Below are 22324 nucleotides of genomic sequence, written 5' to 3'. Positions count from 1 at the left end.
AGAGGTCGACAGGAGCATCCGACCTAAGGGTGACCCTGACCGCAGGGAGGACGAGTAGGCCTCGGCCCAGGAACGGCAGCTGCTCCCTCACGGCGACCCCGGAAAGCCTGAGGCGTTGCAGCCGTCTACACCGACCGTGCCTCCTCGACGCCGACACACGGGCGTCAGGGCCTGACGGCTCACGGCAGCGATCACGATCCGGACCCCGTAGCCGAAGTCTGTGGTCTTCAGCAACGGTGAGAACTGCGCCAGGGCCACGAACGCCCCTCGCCCGTCGGCCTGCCCCCAGTTCAGGTAGCGCTCGCCGTCCCAGAGGTAAACGAAGTGCAGGTCCCCCGGACGCGTGTTCTCCAGCGGCAGGACCAGGGTCAGGACACTGGGCGTCATCATCCGCTGGGCATAGATGCGGTAATGGCCGATCACCCGGAAGGGCACCTCGTTCAGGATGTACCCCTTGGCGAAGGGTGCGGGCAAGGCGGGGCGCAGCTTCTGGAAGAGAAAGCTCACGCGAGGTTCGTAGACGTACTCGCCCGGTGCGCTCTCGACCCCGACGCGCAGGCCTTTCCCCAGATCGAGGTCACGGCGGGTCTCGACGTGCGTCAGGAAGTCCAGACGCTTGGCGTACAGCACCTCGGAGGGGGCGGCGGAGGCCAGGGAGAGGGGGACTCCGGCCAGCAGGAAAAGGCGCCTCACGGGACCGTCAGCTCCTGAACCGGGGCCAGCAACCACACGACCCGGCCCGTCTTCAGGGTCACCTTCAGGCCCGCGTGGACCTCATACCTCCCCGCATGCAGCGGTGTGCCGTCACTCCGGCGCTCGTCCCACACCCCTCTCCAGGAGCTGAGTGACAGCCGGCCGCCCCCTGAGCATGGATGCGGCACCCGACTCATCCAGAAGCCGGGCCAGCCCCCCACCACGTCCCCACTGCGGGGGTCGACCACGTTGATCACGGGTTGGCAGCGCCAGGCCCCCTGGGCCAGCCAAGGCGTCACGTTCGCCGAGAGCTCGAAGAGATGTTGAGCGTTCCCTCGCCAGGTATGGCTCCCCACCTGCAGCCGCGCTCCTCCCTGTCCACTGGGCGGGACGCGGAGTGGAGGCAGCACCCGGAAGCGCACCCGGTCCAGGGGCAGCTTCTGCTCACGCAATCTCTGTTCCACACCCGCCTGTGCCCGGCGGTCAGGCACGAAGACGAACACGACCGGCTGCCCCTGCTCCTCGCCCAGCAGAGTGTGGAAGGCGATGCCATAGGCGCCGTCGCGCAGCACGTTGCGAAGCTGGGCCGTCCCCGTCTCCTGAGTACCGGCGACCACCTCGAACGTCTGATCGGGAGGGCGGATGAACTGGGGATCTCTTGCCCCGACCGCGAAGGCCGCCCGGACCACGTAACGGCCCGGTGGCACCACCCCACCCCCAGGGCTCCGCAGGTTCCACTCCCGGCTGTCAACCGTCACCGTGCTGTGAGCTGGGACGGAAGCGAGCCGCAGTTCCATAGTGCAGATCTGGGCCCCCGGAACTGGCAGGACCAGCTCACCGGTGGCCACGTTCTGAATCTCCACTGTGAAGGCGCAGGAGCCATGTTCGAGGTGCAGGGGTTTTCCGGTTGGATTGGTAACCCTCAGCTCAATGGGGAGGGTGTTCCCCTGAGCGACGAGAACAGGCACCTTCAACTGGGCCTGGTGTGGAGTGATGAAGGCTGGGGCCTCCGGGAGCTTCCCGTGAGGAATCGGCGCGATGACGACAATGCCCGGGGCCAGACCCTGCTCGGCGAGAAAGGCCCGGGCACGCTCCTCCATACCGGGCAGACGCAACTGAACGACTACACGGTTGCGGGTCTCGTCGATGTCGATGCTCTGCCAACCGTCGATGCCCCGGGCGGCCACCTTCGCTTCCAGGAGCTGTTCAGCGTTGAACTGGCCAGGCACGAAGACGACCGTCTCCGGAGAGAAGCCCCGTCGCCTCAGTTCCTCGCCCTGAACCGCGAACAGCTCGCGCACGGCGGCCTGACGCTGGGCAGGGTCAGTGGAAGTGACGTACACGGAGAGCAGGCCATCCCGGACGAAAAAGCCCCCATACGCTGGAGCCTGGCGGGCGATCTCCGCGTTCAGCTCGTCGATATTCAGGCGTGGGGCAGGCTGGGAGCGGGCGGGCGGCCCAGGAGGGGGCGTGACCTGACCCAGCGCAGAGCCGGACAGCAGGGCCGAGAGCAGCAGAAGGCGGGGCCAGGGCATGCTTCAGCTTTCGGGAGCGTGGCTGACCGCAGATGAGGCCAGGTCAGCGCCGCAGCGTCTGGCCTTCACGTGGGAGGGGGCCCCTCAGGGCACCTCCACCCGGTGCCTCAACTGGCCCGCGGCCTGCCGCGCAGCCCCGATCCCAGATGCAGCAGCGCCGCTCCCCACCCAGAAGAGGCCGCTGGCGTTCGCACGGCTTGACCCTCCCCAGCGGGGCTCCACTCCGAATCTCTCTGGCCAAAGCGCCGTACGCTTGACCCATGCGCCACTTCAGAACCTGGAGCCTGGCCCTCCTGCTGGCCGCCGCGTTCGGTCTGCCGTTCGTGCTTCGCAGCGAGCGCGGAGGGACCTCAGGTGAGCGAGCGTTCGTGGCGCATGCCGTGATAGCCAGTGGGCAGTTGCTCAGCCACCCTGTGGAGAGCCTGCTGATCCGCCGATATGTCGTCCGGAAGCTGGGTGAAGTTCCTCCTCGCCCGTCCAACGGGGACTGTGAACCGGCCCTTCGTCCCTATCAGGCTCAGGTCACGGCCGTGACCCTCTTCGGGCTCCCCATGGCCGAGGTGACGGTGACCTGTGACTGGGCGGGCCGGGCAGGTGTGGAGGAGTCATGAAGCAGTTGCGCCCGCTGGCGTTGATCTTTCCCCTGGTGTTGGCGGCTTGCCAGAGCAGCCTCAGCCGGGACGAACCCCGATTGCTCGCCGAGGGGTACCGCAAGCTCAGCCCCTACGCGTATGTCCGTGAAGACCCGGATGGACATCACTTCTCCTTCAGGGCCGAGGGTGCCCTGGGCTCGGCGGTCGTGCTGACCCATATGCGCGAGATGGAACGCCAGCTTCGGCGGGAACTGGACCAGCGCCGTGCCCGGGGGCTGGAAGACCAGACAACCAGGGATTTGGAGCGTCAGGTGCGGGCCACCGAACAGCACGTGGAGTCCATGATCCGGGCCTTCCGGTGAGGGTGCAGTGGGGACCGTGGCCCAGGCCGCTGCCCAGGGAAGGATGCCGAAGTCTTCATCTATAGGACGTGAAGACCAGAGGGCACGCAAACCTGCACTGCTGACCGGCTCTGCTCGGCGTACCCTCACGGAGACATCCACCCTTCCACCTTCCGCGTTGTCGACAAGGAGCACCCATGCGCCCTCTCCACCTTCTCATAGGCTTAAGCGTCCTGCTGGGCAGTTGCACGCAGGTCGTGTCCCCACCCGGGATTCCCCCCTTGCCGCCCGTCAACCCCCGCTGCGAATCCAGCTACCGCACGCCAGATTGGGACGCCCTCGCACGGACCCTCGGCGAGCAGCGCGCCCGCTGGGACGCCCTGGGCCAGAAGAACTACGACGTGACCCAGGCCATTCCCACCCTCTTTCTGCCTCCCACCCGGGTTGAAGTCCGGGGGAATCAAGTGGTCTCCGCGACGGTCGTGTCCACCGGCCAGGCAGTCCCAGAGGGCAATCGGTCGGCCTTTGACACGATCGATGAGCTCTACGCGTATTACACGGGCTTGATTGAGCGTGAGCGTCAGAGCCCCGAGAGCTGCGTGACTCTGAGCATCACCTTCGACCCGGTCTTCCCGATTCCGAACCAGATCAGCAGCGGGGACGTGACCCGGGGGCTGCAAGACGCTTTCGGGTCCATCACGCTCACGGACTACACGCCCAGGCCCTGAGACTCAGCGGGCCAGGGCTGAGCGCCCAGGCGGAACAGCAGAACCCGCCCAGTCCGGCCGGGTGGTTCGACTCAAGCTTGACCAAGGAGAGCCATGCACTGGAGTTACGCGCGGGTCGTCATGCCTATTCTGCTCAGTCTCGTGATCCTGGCCTTCTTCGGGTTGACCCATGAAGGCCTGACCGGCTGGGAACGGCCGGCGGCCGTTGTGCTGGTGCTGGTTGGTCTGGGGGTCATTCTGCCGATCCGCAAGGGCAAGTAGGCGCAAGACCGTCGCGTTCCAGGGAGACGGACCTCCCGGTGGCCCAGCAGGGGTTACCTTGAGCTCCGACCCCATGCCTGACCGTGACCTGCCCGAGCTCAAGGCCGTCTGCTTCGACTTCGACGGCACCCTGACCGACTTCGTCGCCGCGGACCTGGCGGCCTTGGAGCAGGTACGTCGCCTCGCGGGCGTTCCCCATTCCCGCGAGACCTTCGTGGACATGGCCGTGGAAGCCATCCTGGCGTTTCACGGGCGTGTCGAGAGGGGCGAGGCCGATCCGCTGCGCATGCACGAGGTCCGGCTGCGCGAGGTGCTGGACACCTGCGGCGTGGCGTGGCACGCCGGGTACCTGGAGGCCTATCGCACGCACCTGCTGCGGGCCTGCGCCCCACTGCCAGGCGCTCAGGCCCTGCTGACGGCGCTGCGGCCCCGGTTCAAGCTCGCGCTGCTGACCAACGCGTACGACGGCGCCGAGCAGCGTGCCCGTCTACGTCACAGTGGGCTGGAAGGGTATTTCGACGTGGTTGTGGTCTCCGGGGAGGTGGGGGTCTTCAAGCCCGACCCTCGCATCTTCCAGCACACCCTGGAGTTGCTGGGCGTGACGCCGAAGCAGGCCCTGTACGTGGGGGACTCGCCCACCCATGACGTGCGGGGGGCCGCCTTGGCGGGCCTGCGGGCGGTGCTGGTCGGGCGGCGCACGCCCCATCCGGGGGCCTGGCGCACCGTGCCCTCGTTGCTGGCACTTGCGGAAGGCTGGACGCGCTAAGTTCATCGAACATGACCAGTGCTGCTTCCGACGCGGTCCGCGTGCGCTTCCTAATTTCTCTTGCGGACGGTACCTGGGTCGAGTTTGCCGACCAAGCGGTCTCCGCCACGCAGCTTTCCGTCTCTGGCCTGCAAGTCTACGTTCGCGAACTCAGCGGCCTGGACGCCATTGTCCTGCACGATGCAGAAGCGCTGTTTCGACAACCCTCCCCCACCGTTCGCATGGAAGCGCTGACCTCGGTACAAGGGCTACCAACGGCGACCTGCATTACGGACCTCCCTCCCCATGCCCGACCCTGGCAGCAGCCCGGCTGGTTCACTCAGGCTGCGGCGTGGCTGCTTGGTGCGGTACATGCCAGTGGAGACACGGCTACAGGCCCCGTGCGTCAAATCAGCACCTACGACCTCGCTTGTGTCCTCTACGTGGAGACCGCAGCGGGCGGCGCCTATCTCAAAGCGGGTGATGGGTCCCGGGAGGCCGCCGTGACCACGCGTCTGGCCGCCCTTCAGCCAGAGCTGACCGTCCCGGTCTTGCGGGCCGCGCTGTCCCGGGACTGGCTGGCTACCCGCGCCGGAGGGCAGCGGCTGAGTGAGGTGGCCGAGCTGAACCCCTGGCAGGAAGCCGTCACGCACCTGGCCGCTATTCACCGTGAGGTCGATCCCAGCGTGCTTCGGGGCCTTGGGTGCCCTGAATTTCCCTTCCGGAGGCTGGTGGAAGAGCTGGAAGCTCTGGTGAAGAGTGAGGCCCTGACCAGGGTCTGGGACCAAGATGAAGCGACACGTACGCGACTCCGGGAAGCTCTTCCCACCATCCGGCAAGCGCATGGCCGAATCCTGGCCCTTGACCTTCCCGAGCGGACGGTCCACGGCGATGCGCAGCCGATGAATGCCCTCGTTGGTGCGGACGGCGTGCGCTGGTTCGACTGGAGTGAAGCGGGCGTCGCGCATCCCTTCCTGGATATCGGCTGGCTGCTGGCCTGGGTCTCCCTGCGTCCTTCCCTGCCGGTGCGCACCACTCACCCGCAGTTGGTCGAGACGCTGTGGGAGGACTACCTCAGAGCACTGGGGACTGCAAAGACAGGAGCTGCCTGGCAGGATGCTCGCCTGCTGGCTCTGGCGCACCGGGTCCTGGCCTACGAACAGCGGTTCCGCTCGTGGGAGGGGACGGTCTCGGGCGCACGACCTTACGTGCCGTACTACTTGAAGCTGCTGATCAAGCTGGCAGAAGAGGCATAGCACCCAACCACGGGAAGGCACTGCGTGTTCCTGAGGGTGTCGCTCAAGGACCAGGTCGGTCACGTTCCTCTCAAGGTCCGAGATGCTGCTGACTCACCTCAAGGCCGCCAATACCCTCAGTCCGTCGTTCTTTCTGGGCACTACCTCCCAGTGGGTTCGTGTGCCTATTGGAGGTGCCTCCCAACCTCGCCCATCAAATCCAGAGGACCTCGTCAGATGGCCTCACCTCTCCCGCGTCAGCGTGCTCTCAGGACCCGACGGTAGTCGTCCTCCGGCGGCTCGCCTGTCCCAATGATGACCTCGTCGCCGAGATGAGCGATGACTGTGTTCACCGTGTATCCCGAGAATTCCAAGCACCCCCGGTCGGCCCTCTCGGCGGGCGCCACCACGCGGCAACGTCGGAGGGAGATTCGCTGACCACCAGGCTCCAGGGTCCATTCCCCCCGCTCGACCCGTTGCCCCTGGGCATCCACCGCCTCGTACGATCCACCTTGCTGGAGGGTAATGACGTAGCCAGTTCCATTGCGGTACGTGCCGACGACGTCGGCTGCGGTCACAGGGCTTGGCCCTGCGCAGGCGACCAGAAGGAAGGCCATGGCCAGGGTAAGCTGACGGAGCCGGCGGTGCTTTTGGACAGCGTCCATTACGGGACGCATGCTGCCACGCGGCCGACGAGCAGGTGGACGCGTGCTCCGCAGCCTTCCCCCGGCTCAGGCCGCTGCCTTGGCCGAGCGCAGGAACTCGCTGTCCCCGACGGACCGGGAGACCGAGGGAATACGGACGCAGGCAGAAGTGAGGCCGGTCCCTTCTCCGTTTCTCCCAGTCAGTCAAGCGGCGGGAGGACCTTGAGGTGGAGCCCGGGGGGAACCTGGAGGGTCTTGCGCTTCTCCTGAAATTCCCGGGCGCTCAATGGCCCGAAAGTCTGTTGCTCGCGCACCCGCACGATGAAGTACCCGTCATAACCGATCGCCAGGATGAAGTTCTGATCGTGGGCGATGTGAGTTACTGCTCCGATCAGCAGGGTCCAGTTTTCTTGGCGGCGTCTGCCTATCGAGTACTCATTGAGGTCCTCGTCGTCTGTGATCAGCACGTACTCACCGGCCAGCGGCTCGTCAGAGATACCGCCCATCGTGCAGCCTGCCAGCAACATCACGAGAGCCAACAGGCCGCTGAACCGTGCGAACTTCCGATTCCAGCGTCCTCCTCCCACGGCCAAAAGGGTCCCAGAAGAGCGGTGGGAGCCTGCCGATCCTGTGGGACTCACGTCTGCCACACTGCCAGAAGTCCGCGCCCAAGCGCCAGGGACAGATCACCTCGCAGGTGTGGATCATCCCAGGAGTGGCGTAACCTCCAGGCCCAGGTTCAGCCCATAAGGATGACGACATTCGCCAGTTCAGCGGCCTGTTCTGAAACACGCCGAACGCTCCTCCTGTCTTGAGCTGAGCCGTTCGGCGTGTTGCGCTCGCCTCTCCTATCCCTCACCCTGGGGGACCAGCCTCCGAGGCCGCCGCTGGTGTGGCCCACGCAGGGAGGCAACCCTCCGGCAAGTCGGGTGCCGCTCGCGGGGCCACTGGACCGGGCAGGACGCGGCCACGTAGACGCTGTCCTGCCCCCCGCACCCTCTTCAGACGACACGTCGCCGGCACTTCGGACCGTGCCAGGGTGAGCCCTCAGGCCGTGGAAATCGGCGCGAAGGCCCCTCTGTCCATGGACCTCCTGCTGCGCGGTTACCGGGCGGTGTAGATCGTGCGGCCCTGCTCGTCCTTGACGGTGGCCAAGAGCGGCCGGGAAAAATGGGGACTGCGTACGGTCAGCACCCCCCCTTCCTCGCTCACCCACGTGGGATCGAGCAGTACCGTCAGCCCCCGCTCCTCCACCTGGTCGAGGTTCTGCATCCACACCACATCCTTGACCTCCACCTCTCCCGCTTCCGTCCGCACCCGGATGGACGACAGGGTCACCAGGCCCCAGCCCGGCATCCGGGCCGACCGGTAGAAGCCGCCCCGCACATGAAACGACCCCACGATCTCCCCGGGGACGCGCAGCAGGGGCTGTCCCGCCTCGTACCCTGCGATGACCGGGTCAAGCCGCGGAGCCACAGCGCTCTCCAGTTGCCCGGCCAGCGTCCGGACTGCCTCCACGACCGCTGCTGGAGGTGCCTGACTGGGCTGGGGGAAGCGGCGAAGCAGGACTTCCACGGGTGTCTGGCCCCCCTGAACTTCCCCGGTCCACTGCCGTTCCGGGTCCACCTGATCGAGCAGCAGGCCTGCCAGCGCTCCCAACTGGTAGCCCTCCACCCTCAGGCCAGGAGGCGTCACCCGGGTGATCTGGTCCAGTCGGTCTCCCAGCGCCGCGGGGTCCCCGTCCAGGCCCTGCGCGAGGAGACGCAGTCTGGCCTCGAAGTAGGTCGCCGTCCCCTCGAGGAGGTCGGTGGAGCGGCTCCGCCGGACCTCGTCCGGGTACTGGGTCTTCCAGCCGGTGAACAGTCCGGCGGCCTGCCTCAGGGCCGCTTGCCGGCCCGCCGGCTCACGGCTCAGCAGGGCCGTCCGCAGCGACTGCGCGAGGGCACGGCGGTAGGCCCGGGGAAGGGGGTCGCTCGGATAGTCCTCGTAGATGTCCGGGTTCAGGGTGTCGGGGGAGCGTGGCCACTCTGGCTGCACGAGAAAATGAAACTGCTCGTGGTAGACGAAACCCAGAAATTCGTCCAGGGCGTCGGCGATCAGGGGCGGCGCGGCCTGGGTGGGAAGCAGGTGGAGCGAGAAGCGGTAGTACGCCTTGCGCTGGGACGGCACGACCTGAAAAGAGCGCGGCTGGTTGACGTCGATCTGGGTCCGGACCTCGGCCAGGGCCGAGTCTGGCAGGCGCTTGACCATGGAGCCGGTGATCTCATAGACCTCGGCCCCGTCGGTGAGGACCAGGGTGGTATTGGCTTGGTCGCCCCCCGGCCAGAGGGCATTAAGGTGGGGCACCAGGACCCCGTTCTTGCGGGCGAGGTCATGAATGACGCTGCCGAGGGCCACGCCCGGGAGCGCCTGACCTTGCCGGGCCTGTGCGGGCACGCCGGACGACCACAGGACGAGCGTCACCGCGAGCGCCCTCCAGGCTGAGGCTTTCATGGCTGAGTGTACCCGTGAGGTCTGCGCTTCGCGGCTCAACTGTGCAGCCCACGGACGGCCTTGGGAACACCGTGCGTCCAGCGATCGCTCCTGATCCCGCTTGAAGGTGAATCTGGGCGAACTGGCCATACCGAGGCGCGCGTGGGTATTGCGCATGCCAGTGCCAACCGCACGGACATGACTGGAAGCGGCTGTAGCGCAGGCACGCAGGTCCACCACGCCCGGGAAGACGGCTGCCACAGTAGATGGCAGATGGCCACAGCCGCTGAACCCGGCCGGGTACCATTGGGCCATGAAGCGCATCCTCCTAACGATTCCCTTCCTGTTGATGGGCTGTGGCATTCGTGGGGGCGCTCCCTGTCCTGCAGGAGGCGTCCCCGGAATGATCCGCGTCGAATCCGCGAGGATTGCGGGGGCTGGTACCGCCTTGCCCACGGTGGACATCCGGAATGTGTCGAGGAATGGTCAGCCGGTGACCCCCTGGGAGGCGGCCGGGTACAGCGGCTCGGTGGGCGGGACGATCTCTGGCATCCGGGTGGAGGCGGACCGGCTGGTGTGCGATGTGGCATGCAGCTTCGGGCAGCCGGGCCGGTACCGTTTCGACGTCAGCGCGCCCGGCGCCGCGGTGCAGTCGGTCGAGGTGAACATTCCGGGCCGCGACGCCGGGGGATGCGGCGGAATCCTCACCGGAACGCCGGTTACGCTGCATCTGACCTTCCAGCCAGTGCAGGCCAGCAGGCATGTCACCCGGGAGGCCGGGTCTTGGTGAAAGGGCGCTGGCCTGGGCTGATCGTGACGCTCTGGAGCGTGCTGGGGCTGTTCGTGGCCGTGGGGATGATGGGCTACAGCTTCCTGGATACGGCCTTCGCAGGGGATATGGGGTTAGCCATAGATAGCGACAACCCGCATCCCCGTGTGGACCGGGTGCGCTACACCCTGGCTGGCCTGACGTACCTCCACGGGGACCAGGTGCTCACCGGGCCGCACCGCTCGCTGCTCCTGACGCTGGGCTGGCTGGCGCTCAGCACCCTGCTGATGTGGGGACTCTGGCGGCGGTGGGCGGTCGCCTCGGCCCGGCGTGCCTTACGGGTCAGTGTGGTGGCTCTGGCACTGGTGGTCGTGGTCGGTGGCGCCACCCTGTTCGTGGCAACCTGGAAGCATGGCCGCATGCTGTCAGCCGACACCGTGGGTCTGGAGCGGCCCGTGAGCATGACCTCCGCCTCGCCGCTGACGCTGCACCTGTGGAGCTGCGGGCGCTGGGTGGAAAGCCATGCGGCGCCCGGTTGCCAGGACATTCAACGCTCCACTTTTCCCAACCCCACCCTCTGGGGCCTCGTCGGCGTCCTCGTCACAGCCGGGGCTGGGTTGTGGCGCCCTTCGGGGAGAGACGCCTGAGTCCTCACTCCCTCGCCTGGACTTCCTCGCCCAGCAGGACCCGGGCGACGGCGTCCCGAAGGGCTGGGTCTTGCAACAGGGGCAGCGCCCGGTCGGCGTGACCTCCTTCCACCAGCCCCCTCGCCAGTGAGAACGCTCCCAGTGACCGCCTCTCTGCGGGCAACCGGGAAAGGGCCGCCCTCGCCCCGGTCACGTTCCCCTTTCTCGCCCGGATCTCGGCCACCTCTACCCAGGTGTCGTCCGGCAGCGGCGTGTGGGTGGCCAGTGTGTCCAGGGTGGAGGGCAAGACGCGCGCGAGTGTCGCCAGCACGCTCCTTCTCGCCTCGTCCGGGACCTTGGTCGACAGTTCCAAGGCGGCCATCAGCAGGAGGCTGGCCTGTTCCTGCCTGCCTTGTTTCGCCCGGGCCTCGGCCCCATTGACCAGGGCGTAGACGGTTGGCAGCGAGGGTGAGGTCTGAGCACGCCGGATGGCCTCCCCCACATTGCCCTGCTCGGCCAGACCCTGCACCAGCGCTCCTCGCAGGCGATCCGGTCCCTGCGGGTTACGCCCCTTCCAGCCCTGGATCAGGGCGTCGGCGGCGGACGTCTGACCCAGCCGTGCCAGCGCCCGGACCACGGCAGAGGTGCTGTCGGGGGCGTCGCTGCTTTGCAGGGTCACCCGCGCCTCCTCGACCAACCGCCGCGCCACATCGGTCTGGCCCTGACCCGCCAGGATCCCGCCGAGTTCCGCCAGGCTCTGGACGCGGAGGGAGTCGGGCGAGAGGGTCCGGGCCAAGCGGGCGGCCTCGGCAGGGTGTCCCGCCGTCGCCAGTTCGCGGGCGAGGTGCCCACGCATGGTCCAGGGGAGCGGTGCGGAGGTTGCCACCCGAAACGCCCGCTCAGCGTCTCCCAGCTTGAGCAGCAGGAGGGCGCTGCGAATGCGGACAAAATCGTCCGCCTGCTGGAGCGGAAGCTGATCTAGTGCCTGACGCGCCAGTTGTGGAAAGCCCGCCTGATAGAAGGCTTCCGTAACCGCCAGCCAGCGCCCCTGATCTTGGAAGTCCTTCAGGCTGGGGATCAGTTGCTGTGCTCGGCTCAGAGTCCCCGTGATGGCGATGGTGGGAGCGATGAGGGGAACGAGCCGTGCCCGCTCCTCGGGGGTCAGGCGACCGTAGGCTGCCCAGGTCGCGTCCGCCACGGCGCGCACCTCCGTTTTCGGCGCTGGGGAACTCATTGCCACCTGGGTCAGGATGGCGAGGGCCTGCACCCGTTCCACCGGTGTCCCCAGCGTGCCCAGCACCTGAACTGCCGCAGCGCTGCCCCTCGCCTGCAAGAACGGCAGGGCCGACACAGCCCACGTCCGCACCCGGTCTAGCCGATCCACCAGGGCCAGGGCCCGGCGGGCGGCGTCCACCGCGCCCTGCCGGGCCAGGGCGGGCATGCTCAGCATCACCGCGTCCCGGCGGGCCTGGGACGGGAGCGGGCGCAGCGCAGCCAGCCAGGCGTCATGCTGGCCCAGCTCGGCCCGGGCCAGGTGGGGCAGTTCGGGCAGGGCGGTACTCGCGGGCCAGGTCAGGACCTGGGAGGCGACGGCGCGGCGCTCGGCGGGAGTCAGGTCACGCGCTTGGGCGCTGGAAAACAGCAAGACACCCAGCAGCAGGGCGGCGGGAAGCAGGCGCATGGGTCCAGACTGGCCGACGGGGGCTGACAAAGCGTGAGGGGGCACAGGGGGCAACCTCTGTGCTTGACCTTTGAATTCACGCCGGGCCCTCACGCCTAGGGCGCCCTGGTTCAATTCTCAATCTCGACGGTGAAGCTGCGGGTGACGCTCCCCCTCGCGGGCACGTCCACCCGCAGTTCCATCCGCGCCTCCCCGGTTTTCTCCACCCCGTTGATCCGGAGCGCGACCCGGCCGTACACCCGCTCGGTCAACTCCACCCGGAGGGGGCGTTCCTTGCTGTTCTCGAAGGTGTAGGTCACCTGATACCTGCCGCTGCCCCGCTCTCCCGGCTCCAGCACCTTCACCACCCGCCCGTAGCGCACCTCCGGGTCACGGCCCAGCGTGAACTCGATCTTCTCGCCCTTTTCGGTCTCCAGCAGTGTCGTCTGCCCCACCACACGCCCCTCCTCCCGCACGGTCAGCACGCCGCCGGGCAGGGGCTGGTCGGCTGTCAGGCGGTAGGTGCGGTTCAGGGCGCCCCGGCTGCTCTGCGGCGAGAAGTACGTGTTCAGCACGGCGAAGCGCTCGAAGGTGGTCAGGCGGGTCTTCAGGAAGGGCAAGGTGACCGTCCCCCCAGCGGGCAGGGTCAGCGGGCGGTCCAGGGCATACCGGTACAGCCCGCCCAGACTCGCCGCCGGGTTGAGGGTCGGTGGGGGAGCAGCGGCATCCTCTGTGTCGGTGAAGAAGCCAGTCGTCACGGTCGTCACTGGAACGGGAGCACTGCCGAATCCCGCCTGACCCCTCGCCAGATTCGCCTCGCCGGAGAACAGCTCGGTGGTCCGGGACGTGTAGGGGACCGTCCCCGTGTTGCGGATGTCGGCCAGGGCGTTGAGGCCCGCGTTGTTCCCCGCCGCCGAGAGGATGTAGCGGGGCGACCAGGTCACCGAGCGGGTGAGGTAGCTGAACACCCCCTGGCCGGGCTGGGCCACCTCGAAGATCAGGCGCCGGGGTCCGGCGAGCGGCTCCTGGGGCGGCAGGGTGGGGAAGGCGAGTTGGTCGAGCCGCACCTGGCGGTAATCCCCTGCTGCGTCCCGGATGGTGAGGTCGGAAGCCCGCACCAGGGTGACAGGCTGGGACTGCCCATTCTCGCGCAGCTTGACCGTCTGGCCCTGGAACCGCTCCAGCCAGCCGGGGGCACGGTCCTGCACGATCCCGGTCAGCCCCAGGCCACGCAGCTCCAGCGATCCGGGCAATAAGCCGGGCCAGACCCCTTCCGCGAGGGTGATCTCTAGGCGCTGGCCTTGGACGGTGACGCCCTCACGGACCTCGCTGAAGCCTGGATAGACCCGCAGGTCGGTGGCCCCGGCCATGCCGAACAACAGGGGAGTGAGCAGCAGGGCGCGCCGCGCGTGGGCCTTCATTCCAGCCCCTGGAGGCCGAGGGTGGCGCGGTACTGTCCCTTGCCAGCTTCCCCGATCAGCAGCAGGCCGATCCGCTCCTTGCCGTCCTGGGTGAAGCTCCACAGGGAACTGCTCAGCGTTCCCGCGTCGGCCCGGTTGCGCAGGGTCCACCCGCCCTGCCGCAGTTGGTTGGCGTAGTGGTCGAACAGCGCCGAGCGAGAGAGCGTGCTCTCAATGCCCGCGTACTGGGTGACGTTGTCCCCACTGCCTCCGCCTCCCCGTGGAGAGACGGTCGCTCCAGCCGGAGGCATCAACTTCGGCAGCAGTTGGGCCGGATTGAACCGCTCATCCTGGGCATAGCGCAGGGTCTGCGCCAGGTCTGGAGCACGTTGCCGCCCCAGCGTGACCTGCGTGATCCCGCCGACCCGCCGGGTCTGGATGCTCAGTTGCTGATCTGGGTTCTGGCGGTAGTAGGGACGGCCCCCAACCGGCGTGCTGGGCAGGAAGCCGCCTTCCGGATAAGGCCCACCCGCGGGCAGGGGGAAGACCTTCCAGCCCACAGGAGCCAGCACCCGGGCGAAATGGGCGTCGACCTGCTCGGGCGTCAGCGCCGTGTCGAAGTAGACCGTGACCCCGGCGGGATAGGCCGGGTCGGGCGTCTCGGTGACGACGCTGCCGATCACGCGGCTCCCCTGGGGCAGAGCGAAGCCGAGATCGGCCGGGGGCTGGCCGACCAGCACACTGCTGCGCAGTGAGGCGGGCCCCCAGAGTGGCGTGACGGCCCGCTGGAGCAGCTCGCGTTCCGGGGACACGGCGGGCGTCTGCGCGAGGCTGGTGGAGAGCGCGAGAGCACCCAGGAGGGCCAGCAGTTTGGAGGGCATGCCCCAGCGTTACGGGCTGGTGCTGACCGAGGATGAGCCAGCCCTGAAGGGACGACCGAGCGGGGGTCCACCGTTGCCCTCCCACTGAGCCGTCCGAGGGCAGAGAGCGCTCCTCTCTAGTCCTGGCTGGTGCGTTCCCTCCGGCTCGGAAATCGCGTGAGTTGCTGCCGCAACTCATCGGCCAGCGCCCGCAGCTGCGCGGCGTCGACCCCGAAGTCCAGCCAGACTTCCCACGGGTCGTCTTCCAGTCCCGTGCTGCTTGGCTCGGCCTTGAAGGGCGGGAGAAACTCGGCCGCGAGGGAGAGCCTCAGCGTGACCGGGGCGCCCGCCGCGTGCCCACTCAGCGCTTCAAAGCTCAGGTTCGGCTCGGTGAAAACCAGGCGCGTGGTCAGGCGACCACGCTGCCAGCGCCCGAAGACCTGGGCATGCTCGGCGACCTGGTCCAGCCAGACGGTCAGGTCCTGGAGCTCGAAGGTGGTGACGGCCGGGTCCGTGCGCTCCCACCGCTGATCGCCGACCTGAAGGCGGAGGCGCACGAACAGCCAGTCCGCATCCCAGCTTTGATCGTGGGATTCGGGGAACTGGTAGTCCACGACTTGGATGTCGGCGGTCACAGAACCTTGCTGAAGGTGCACAGCGTCAGGGTACGGCGGACAGAGCCGCTCAGGGCTTGACCTCGAAGCGCTTCACGGCCACAGTGCTGCCCCACAGGATGGCGGTGTACCACCCGGCTTTCAGGGCCGGAAGCCGGCCCCAGGATTCCAGATGGACGGCCCCCGCAGCCACGGTGGTGGGGCGCAAGTCGGCTGTGCAGGCCATCTCCTCGGGCGTGTTGTCGTAGACCGTCTTTCCTTTCACGTCCCGGATCAGGAGGCCCTGGCCGCACAGCCGCAGGTCCGCGCTGACAGCGCTTCGTGACGTGTTCCGGAAGGCCACCCGCAGGTCCAGCGGCCTGCTGGCCTTCGCGCCAGTGGGCAGCACCAGTGTGGTGACAAAGGAACCCGGCCCCACGGGCACCGTGATCCGGTCGTGGGGCGGCTGGGCCTGCGCACTGGCCGTGAGGAGAGCGAGACTCAGGGCCAGGCGCTGGATGGGCGTGGGCAGCATGCCTTCAGCATGGGGGCGTCCGCCTGACGTGGGATGAACCGCCGGTCCTCGAAGGCCGTCAGGCCAAGTCCGTGGGACGACGGGGGCTCCGTCCTGCCCCTCAGCGCACGGCGTTGTCCAGAGGAACCGCGTCGCCCGACACGGGGTCAAGCGTAGGCGAGTCGGGTCTTCCTCCAGTACGTCAGGAAGGTGTCGATCTGCTGGAGAAACGCGTCGAAGCCCGGAGCTTTGACCAGATAGGAACTCGCGTGCAGCGTGTAGGCCGTGGCGACGTCTCCCCGGGCTCCGGACGTCGAGAGCATCACGACCGGAATCAGGGCGAGGCGGGGGTTCCGCTTCAGTTCTTGCAGAACCTCGAAGCCGTTCATCTCGGGCATGTTGACGTCGAGCAGGATCACGTCCGGGTGGTCTGGTACGGACTGAAGCCAGGCCAACGCCTGTCGACCACCTGAGAAGATCTGGAGGGTGCAGTCCGGGCAAAGCTGCTCGAAAGCTTCCCGAGCCAGCACCTGGTCTGCCGCATTGTCGTCAATCAGCATGAAGTGTTGGGAAGGCGTCATCCCTCCTAAATTAAAGGTTCTATGAAGGTAAAGGGTCTCGCCTTCGGTCTGTCGCTGCCTTTGGTGGATGGTGGAGAGGTGCGGTGTGGCCAATCCCGCCAGGCGAGACGCGGCGGAGGTCAGCGACCCGGACCCGAACCCTTACATCAGGCGGTTCAACGCTTCCTGGGCCATCTCAAAGCCTTGCTCGGCTGCCCTCCGGTACCAGATGACCGCCTGGTCCACGTCCTTCGGTACCCCGAAACCCTCCTCGTACAGCACGCCGAGTGCATACTGCCCTTCCGCGGAGCCCTGTTCGGCCGCGAGCGTGAACAGCCGCTTGGCCTGCGCGTAATCCTGCTCCACCCCGTGCCCCAGCGCATAGAGCCGTCCCAGGTTGAACTGGGCAAATGGGTGACCTTCCTCAACGCCCGGCATGATCCACCGCAGCGCCTCCGCGTCATCGCGGGCTACACCGCGCCCATGGGCATACAGCAGCCCCACGTTCGTGCGGGCGTACGGCTGGCCCTGCTCGGCGGCCTTCCGGTACCACTTCATCGCCTGCACGTAGTCCTGCTCCACGCCACGCCCGTACTCGTAGAGAAGACCAACGCGGTTTTGCGCCTCGGGTTCGCCCTGCTCGGCGGCTTTGAGGTACCACTCCAGGGCCTGGACGTAGTCCTGCGGCACGCCGCGCCCGTACTCGTAGAACAGACCGATGTTGCCCTGGGCATAGGGATGGTTCTGCTCCGCCGCCCGCCGGTACCACTTCATCGCCTCCCTGTAATCCTGCTTCACTCCCCGGCCGTTCTCGTACAGCAGGCCGATCTCGTTCATGGCGTCCGCATGTCCCTGCTCGGCCGCCTCGAGGAACCACGCCAGAGCCCAGGCGTGATCCTGCTTCACCCCGCGTCCCAGGGTGTAAAGCAGCCCCAGATTGGCCTGGGCAGAGGGATGGCCTTGCTCCGCGGCCTTTCGGTACCACCGTGCGGCCTGAACGTCGTTTTGCCCTACCCCACGGCCGTACTCGTAGAGCAGCCCGATCTCATTCTGCGCGTCGGGATCGCCCTGATCCGCCGCCCGGCGGAACCACGTCATGGCCTGCGTGTCGTCCTGCTTGACCCCGCGCCCATAAGCGTAGAGGAGGCCCAGATTGAGCTGAGCGTAGGGATGATTCTGCTTCGCGGCCCGCCGGTACCACTCCATCGCCTGGGCGTAGTCCTGCCCGACCCCGTGGCCGTGCTCGTACAGCCAGCCGAGGTCATTTTGCGCGTCCGCATCGCCCTGCTCGGCCGCCCGTCGGAACCATCCCGCGGCCTGGGCGTAGTCCTGCGTCACGCCGTGGCCCTCACGGTAGAGCACCCCCAGGTTGTACTGGGCGTCCCAGTCTCCTTGCTGGGCGGCTTTCAGGAACCACTGCCGGGCCAGCGAGACGTTTTGCGGGACGCCCTCGCCCGCGGCGTACAGGTAACCCAGCCAGAACTGGGCTTCCACGTCCCCCTGGTGGGCGGCGGGCTCGAACTCGCGGAAGGCCTGGGCGTACTGGCCGCGCTCGTAGAACTTGGTCCCCTCCTCGACGCCCGCGAGGGCGGGTGAGGCGAGCAGCAGGGCGAGGGTCAGGATGGTGCGGCGGAAGGTCATAGGACGAAAGGCCCCCTTGCTGAATGCGGAACAGGAATGGAGGGAACGAAAGGCTGGGTGGATCAAGCGCCGTTGCCGGCTTGCCCATGCTCCACGGTGAGGTGATGCTGGCCTGACGGAATGGAGCACGCCCTCAAGTTCAACAGTGATCAGGACAGCCAAAACCACGTTCATCGGCTCCGGGCTGTTCCGCCCTTGCGGCGTCATGGAAGCGTCAGTCCGTCTTGTTAGCGTCGCCCGATGTCCCTCTTCCGTCTGCTTCCCCTCTGGGCGGCACTTGTCCTGCCTTTGGCCGCGGCCGAACGTCTGGAGCCCACCCCCGCGCCTGCCCCGGGTGTCCAGACCGTCAAGATGCAACAGTTCAACGCGGGCCGCGACGAGCCTGCTACCTCCACCCTCATCCAGACCTTCGGCCGCGATGGCCGCCTGCTGATCTCGGAACGCCTTGACCGCTATGGCCTGGTGGACACCCGGGACACCTACACCTACGACGCCCGGGGCTGCGTGACCGCCCTGCACACCCAGGATGGTCCCCTGGACAGCTGGGTCAACGTCACCCGGTATCAGGTGAACGCCACGTGTGACGTCCTCGGCAGCCGCACAGTGGATCCCAAGGGCGAGGAACTCAGCCGATCGACGTTCACCTATGCCCAGGGCCGGGAGAGCGGGGAGGTGCATCGGAACGGGGAGGTGGTGCAGCGCGTCTCCTCGCGGCTGAACGCCCAGGGCCGTGTGGCCGAACGGACCGTCGTGGACGCGCAGGGGGCGCTGCACTCACGGGAACGCTGGACCTACCACGCGAATGGCGAGGTGGCGCTGAGGACCTCGGTGCTGAGGACCGGTTCCGGATGGTGGTGGCAGGAGATGAGCGCGGACCCCCAGGGCGAGGTGGTCCGCTACCGCCGGGGGTCCCTTTCCCGGGACGTGGATCCGCTGCGCGTGGCCTGGAAGGATCTGGTCCGGTTCTCTGGCCCGTCCTGCTTCCAGGAGGCGTTTGAGCCCGGGACGCTGGATGCCCAGGGGCGCTGGACGAGTGGCAAATGGTACCGGGTGTCCAGTTGCGACGGCACGGGAGACCGTGACCTACGCGCTGAGGTCGGCATCACGGTAGCAATGGAACGGAAAGTCGGGTTTTAATGGCCTTTCCGGGGTCACGCCAACAGTGACGCAGACCACGCTCGGCAGTAGAGGAGGCTATAGCGAGGGAATTCTGGCAACCCATTCGCCCATCTCCTGGATGTGGGGAGCCAATTCCTGACGGAGACCTGCGGGATGTCGCTGGGCCACGTCCAAGCCCACGTTTGAGTATGAACCAGGCAGGAAGTCGGGAAGGCCCGGGTCTCTGCTCCGCCCCAGAGCTGGCAGGGCCAGACTGAAGGCGCGGCCTCCTGCACCGCGCTGCGGCATGGCCCCATTCTCCGAACGCCCTTGCGCCCTCAGTGTGAAGCCGCTATCAAGGGCGGCATGGCTGCCAATGTGAATGTCGCCCTGGAACGAGTGCAGGCCATCGGGCGGGACGTGGTGGCCGCGCTGCCCAACGTCTTGATCGCCCTGGTCGTTTTGCTGGGGTTCTGGCTGATTGCCCGTGCCGCGCGGGGCCTGGTGGAGCGCGTCTGGGGAAGCCGCGAGGGCAACCTGGGGCGGCTGTTCGGGCGGCTGGCGTCCGGGGGCATCCTGACGCTGGGCGTGCTGGTGGGGCTGACCATCGTCTTTCCCTCGGTCACGCCCGCCAGCCTGTTCAGCCTGCTGGGGGTCGGCGGGGTCGCCATCGGCTTCGCCTTCCGGGACATCCTGCAAAACTTGCTCGCGGGCATCCTGCTGCTGCTCACCCGGCCCTTCCGGCTGGGAGACCAGATCGTCGTGGGGGACACTGAGGGCACCGTGGAGGACATTCAGGTCCGCGCGACCATCATCCGCACCTACGACAACCTTCAGGTCGTGATTCCCAACGCTGACCTCTTCACGGGCCGGGTCACCGTCAAGACGGCCTACGAGGTCAGGCGTCTTCAGTACGACGTGGGCATCGGCTACGGCGACGACATCGGGACGGCCAAGCGCGTCATTCAGGACACGCTCGCGGGCCTGAAGCTCATTCGACAGGACCCGGCCCCGGAAGTCCTGGTGGTGGACCTCGCGGAGAGCAGCGTGAACCTGCGGGTGCGCTGGTGGATCGATCCGCCCCGGCGCAAGGACGCGCTCGACAGCCAGGACGAGGTCTTGCAGCGGATCAAGGAAGCCCTGCTGGCCCACGGCATCGACCTGCCCTTTCCGACGCGGCAGATTCTGTGGCACGACCAGACCGAGGCCGCGGACGGTGACCGCGCGGCGCAGCGCGAGGGCTGGCCCGCCGGGAAGGGTGACGCGCCCCGGCCCCGCTGGCGGGTGCTGGCCGAGAAGACCGGGCAGGACGCGGAGTGAGGGGCCGCCTCGCGGTCCTGTGGACCACTCTCCGGGACAGCTTCTGGTTCCTGCCCACCGTCATGGTGGGGCTGGCCGTCCTCCTCGCCGAGGGGGCCGTGAACGCGGACGAGCGGGTGGAACTGGAGACGCTGCGCGCCTGGCCCTGGGTGTACGGCGGCAGCGCGGACGGCGCGCGCTCGATGCTGGCGGCCATCGCGGGGTCGGTGATCGGGGTGGCGGGCACGACCTTTTCCATCACCATCGCGGCCCTCTCGCTCGCCAGCAGTCAGATGGGTCCCCGCCTGCTGGAGCACTTCACCCGCGACCGGGGCAACCAGATTACGCTGGGCACCTTCATCGCCACCTTCGCCTACTGTTTGCTGGTCTTGCGCACCGTGCGCGGCGGCGACGAGAGTCCCTTCGTGCCGCATGTGGCGGTCACCCTCGGGCTGGGGCTGGCGCTGGTGAGTCTGGCCATCCTGATCTATTTCATCGCGCACATCGCGGGCAGCATCAACGTGGGTCGGGTGGTCCGGTTGGTGTCGGACGAACTCGTGAGCACCATTGAAGCGCAGTTTCCGGAGCGGGGCGACCACCCGGCCCCGGCTGCGGCGGCCGCGCCCGCTGACCCCGCCCACGCCAGGGAAGTGCGGGCCAGTGCTGGCGGCTACCTGCAAGCGCTGGACGTGGCGGGCCTGCTCCGTTTGGCTGGGCGGCACGGGGCCGTGATCCGGCTGACGGTGCGCCCCGGCCAGTTCGTCTTTCCCGGCATGGTCGTCGCCCACACCGCGCCCGCAGCGCTGGGACAGGTCCGCGCAGCCCTGGTCACGGGGCCCCGGCGCACCTCCCCGCAGGACGTGGAGTTCGCGGTCCAGCAACTGGTCGAGGTCGCGGTACGGGCGCTGTCGCCCGGCATCAACGACCCCTTCACCGCCATCGCCGTCCTCGACCATCTGGGTGCGGCCCTGTGCCGGGTCAGCGGGCGGGAGATGCCCCAGCGGGAGCACGCCCAAGGCGGCCAGGTCCGTCTGGTCATTCCGGCGACCGACTACGGCGGCCTCACCGACGTGATGTTCCACCAGATCCGGCAGAACGGGGCTTCGCACCCGGCGGTGATGCTGCGGCTGCTGGAGGTGCTGGCGATCGTGGCTGAGCAGGAGCGCGACCCTGGGCGGCGTTCAAGCCTGCGCCGCCACGCGGCCCTGACCCTGCGGGCCGCCCTGCGCGAAACCGGGGAGGAAGCCGACCGGCGCGACCTGGAGAAGCGGTTCCGCCGCTTTCAGGCGGCCGTGCAAGGGACGGCCGGGTGAGAGACAGGCTTCACCGTTTGCCCAGAGGAGAGGGGGCGCCGCTCGGGGGTCGGGTATGGTCAGTGGAGGTTGCGGGGGTCTTTCCGTCCTAGTACAGCGTTCATTTAATACGAATGGCTTCGTAGTGCCGTCCGAGCGTCCGCCGGGCGACCTGGGTGGAGAACTGCCAGTTGAGGGTAACGCCCGCGCGTGAACGCGCTGCCACCCAAGCCTCGACTTCCGACCGAAGCCGTTCCAGCACTGGAATACGCCGGTTCAAGCACTGCCGCTGAAGGGCACTGAATTCTAATTCCGCCATGTTCAGCCAAGAGGCATGTTTGGGGGTATGGACCCACTCGAAACGGCCCACCAGACGGTGGGCCGCCTGTGGCGACATGAACTTGTAGAAACTGCCGCCGTGATGCGTATTGAGGTGGTCCTGAACCAGAGTGATCTGGACGGCTGCCGGATAGGCCTGTTCCAAGTCCTGCATGAAGGCGGTGTACTCCTCGGCGGTCCGTCGGGCACAGACCTTAACAAACCGTCGGCCTGTTTTCGGCTCGACGGCCAGCAACACAGCAGCGCTCCCAAAGCGCTGGTATTCGTAGTCTTGTTTGGCGACTCGCCCCGGTTCCATCGGAACCGGGGCCATGACGTCACCGATCAGGAAGCAGGGTTGCTCATCGAAGCACAACACGGGAAAACGGTCGTCGTAGGGCCGAGAGTACACGTCCAGAACGCGTTCCATCTCGCAGAGGAAATTCG

General features: G+C 67.5%; 23 protein-coding genes. 11 read left to right on the top strand and 12 right to left on the bottom strand.

The features are described from left to right. Positions 1 to 87: 87 nt before the first annotated feature. Entirely contained in the window at positions 88 to 693 is a 606-nt protein-coding gene (locus F8S09_RS15720; protein WP_152872412.1) for a hypothetical protein, read from the bottom strand. Beyond that, the gene (locus F8S09_RS15715) at positions 690 to 2228 is read right to left on the bottom strand and encodes a hypothetical protein (protein WP_152872410.1); all 1539 of its coding nucleotides are present in this window, start codon (positions 2226 to 2228) and stop codon (positions 690 to 692) included. Before F8S09_RS15715 ends, F8S09_RS15720 begins: the two co-directional genes overlap by 4 nt. Before the next feature lie 260 nt (positions 2229 to 2488). On the opposite strand from F8S09_RS15715, the gene F8S09_RS15710 reads away from it, so the two are divergent. From F8S09_RS15710 to F8S09_RS15690, 6 genes are all read left to right on the top strand, one after another. Then, entirely contained in the window at positions 2489 to 2839 is a 351-nt protein-coding gene (locus tag F8S09_RS15710; RefSeq protein ID WP_152872408.1) for a hypothetical protein, read from the top strand. Continuing rightward, entirely contained in the window at positions 2836 to 3183 is a 348-nt protein-coding gene (locus tag F8S09_RS15705) for a hypothetical protein (protein ID WP_152872406.1), read from the top strand. Before F8S09_RS15710 ends, F8S09_RS15705 begins: the two co-directional genes overlap by 4 nt. 176 nt (positions 3184 to 3359) lie before the next feature. Next, positions 3360 to 3890, top strand: a complete 531-nt coding sequence (locus tag F8S09_RS15700; protein ID WP_152872404.1) for a DUF6174 domain-containing protein — start codon at positions 3360 to 3362, stop codon at positions 3888 to 3890. A 93-nt stretch (positions 3891 to 3983) separates the two neighbouring features. After that, positions 3984 to 4151: a hypothetical protein gene (locus tag F8S09_RS17765; RefSeq protein ID WP_194165392.1), complete on the top strand. Its 168-nt coding sequence runs from the start codon at positions 3984 to 3986 to the stop codon at positions 4149 to 4151. Positions 4152 to 4224: 73 nt separating this feature from the next. Further along, positions 4225 to 4917, top strand: a complete 693-nt coding sequence (locus F8S09_RS15695; RefSeq protein WP_152872403.1) for an HAD family hydrolase — start codon at positions 4225 to 4227, stop codon at positions 4915 to 4917. A gap of 11 nt (positions 4918 to 4928) precedes the next feature. Next, positions 4929 to 6152: a phosphotransferase gene (locus F8S09_RS15690; RefSeq protein WP_152872401.1), complete on the top strand. Its 1224-nt coding sequence runs from the start codon at positions 4929 to 4931 to the stop codon at positions 6150 to 6152. 823 nt (positions 6153 to 6975) lie between these two features. Here the strand turns inward: F8S09_RS15690 and F8S09_RS15685 are convergent. Together F8S09_RS15685 and F8S09_RS15680 are read right to left on the bottom strand one after the other, a co-directional pair. Further along, positions 6976 to 7302, bottom strand: a complete 327-nt coding sequence (locus F8S09_RS15685; RefSeq protein WP_152872400.1) for a hypothetical protein — start codon at positions 7300 to 7302, stop codon at positions 6976 to 6978. A 577-nt stretch (positions 7303 to 7879) separates the two neighbouring features. Continuing rightward, positions 7880 to 9268, bottom strand: a complete 1389-nt coding sequence (locus F8S09_RS15680; protein ID WP_152872398.1) for a hypothetical protein — start codon at positions 9266 to 9268, stop codon at positions 7880 to 7882. 382 nt (positions 9269 to 9650) lie between these two features. On the opposite strand from F8S09_RS15680, the gene F8S09_RS15675 reads away from it, so the two are divergent. Next, a complete protein-coding gene (locus F8S09_RS15675; protein WP_152872396.1) occupies positions 9651 to 10037 on the top strand; it encodes a hypothetical protein in 387 nt (128 codons plus the stop codon). Then, the gene (locus tag F8S09_RS15670; protein WP_152872395.1) at positions 10034 to 10663 is read left to right on the top strand and encodes a hypothetical protein; all 630 of its coding nucleotides are present in this window, start codon (positions 10034 to 10036) and stop codon (positions 10661 to 10663) included. The genes F8S09_RS15675 and F8S09_RS15670 overlap by 4 nt, the downstream gene beginning before the upstream one ends. 4 nt (positions 10664 to 10667) lie before the next feature. On the opposite strand, the gene F8S09_RS15665 is transcribed toward F8S09_RS15670, so the two are convergent. The 7 genes from F8S09_RS15665 to F8S09_RS15635 form a co-directional block, all read right to left on the bottom strand. Then, the gene (locus F8S09_RS15665) at positions 10668 to 12323 is read right to left on the bottom strand and encodes a tetratricopeptide repeat protein (protein WP_152872394.1); all 1656 of its coding nucleotides are present in this window, start codon (positions 12321 to 12323) and stop codon (positions 10668 to 10670) included. 110 nt (positions 12324 to 12433) lie between these two features. Beyond that, positions 12434 to 13723, bottom strand: a complete 1290-nt coding sequence (locus tag F8S09_RS15660) for a DUF4139 domain-containing protein (protein WP_152872393.1) — start codon at positions 13721 to 13723, stop codon at positions 12434 to 12436. Then, positions 13720 to 14583, bottom strand: coding sequence for a hypothetical protein (locus F8S09_RS15655; RefSeq protein ID WP_152872392.1), 864 nt, complete (start codon positions 14581 to 14583; stop codon positions 13720 to 13722). The genes F8S09_RS15660 and F8S09_RS15655 overlap by 4 nt, the downstream gene beginning before the upstream one ends. 116 nt (positions 14584 to 14699) lie before the next feature. Next, positions 14700 to 15218: a WapI family immunity protein gene (locus F8S09_RS15650; RefSeq protein ID WP_227978741.1), complete on the bottom strand. Its 519-nt coding sequence runs from the start codon at positions 15216 to 15218 to the stop codon at positions 14700 to 14702. 28 nt (positions 15219 to 15246) lie between these two features. After that, on the bottom strand, positions 15247 to 15690 hold the full coding sequence (locus F8S09_RS15645) for a hypothetical protein (RefSeq protein WP_152872391.1): 444 nt from the start codon (positions 15688 to 15690) through the stop codon (positions 15247 to 15249). A 146-nt stretch (positions 15691 to 15836) separates the two neighbouring features. After that, positions 15837 to 16250, bottom strand: coding sequence for a response regulator (locus F8S09_RS15640; protein WP_152872390.1), 414 nt, complete (start codon positions 16248 to 16250; stop codon positions 15837 to 15839). A 141-nt stretch (positions 16251 to 16391) separates the two neighbouring features. Then, positions 16392 to 17870 carry an SEL1-like repeat protein gene (locus tag F8S09_RS15635; RefSeq protein WP_152872389.1) on the bottom strand — a complete coding sequence of 493 codons (1479 nt, stop codon included), beginning with the start codon at positions 17868 to 17870 and terminating at the stop codon, positions 16392 to 16394. A gap of 351 nt (positions 17871 to 18221) precedes the next feature. Here F8S09_RS15635 and F8S09_RS15630 point away from each other — a divergent pair, with 351 nt between their 5' ends. From F8S09_RS15630 to F8S09_RS15620, 3 genes are all read left to right on the top strand, one after another. Further along, positions 18222 to 19007, top strand: coding sequence for a hypothetical protein (locus F8S09_RS15630; protein WP_152872388.1), 786 nt, complete (start codon positions 18222 to 18224; stop codon positions 19005 to 19007). Between the two features lie 327 nt (positions 19008 to 19334). Beyond that, positions 19335 to 20288 (top strand): mechanosensitive ion channel family protein, encoded by a 954-nt coding sequence (locus F8S09_RS15625; RefSeq protein ID WP_092265860.1) that lies wholly within the window; start codon positions 19335 to 19337, stop codon positions 20286 to 20288. Continuing rightward, positions 20285 to 21580, top strand: coding sequence for a DUF2254 domain-containing protein (locus F8S09_RS15620; RefSeq protein WP_092265861.1), 1296 nt, complete (start codon positions 20285 to 20287; stop codon positions 21578 to 21580). Before F8S09_RS15625 ends, F8S09_RS15620 begins: the two co-directional genes overlap by 4 nt. A 100-nt stretch (positions 21581 to 21680) precedes the next feature. Here the strand turns inward: F8S09_RS15620 and F8S09_RS15615 are convergent. Then, positions 21681 to 22324, bottom strand: a 644-nt coding sequence (locus F8S09_RS15615) for an IS630 family transposase (protein WP_152872387.1), incomplete at its 5' end; no start/stop codon positions are given.

This window comes from Deinococcus terrestris (assembly GCF_009377345.1).
GTDB lineage: Bacteria > Deinococcota > Deinococci > Deinococcales > Deinococcaceae > Deinococcus > Deinococcus terrestris.
Note: the sequence above shows the minus strand (reverse complement) of the source record. Positions and strands in the feature narration are given on the sequence as shown.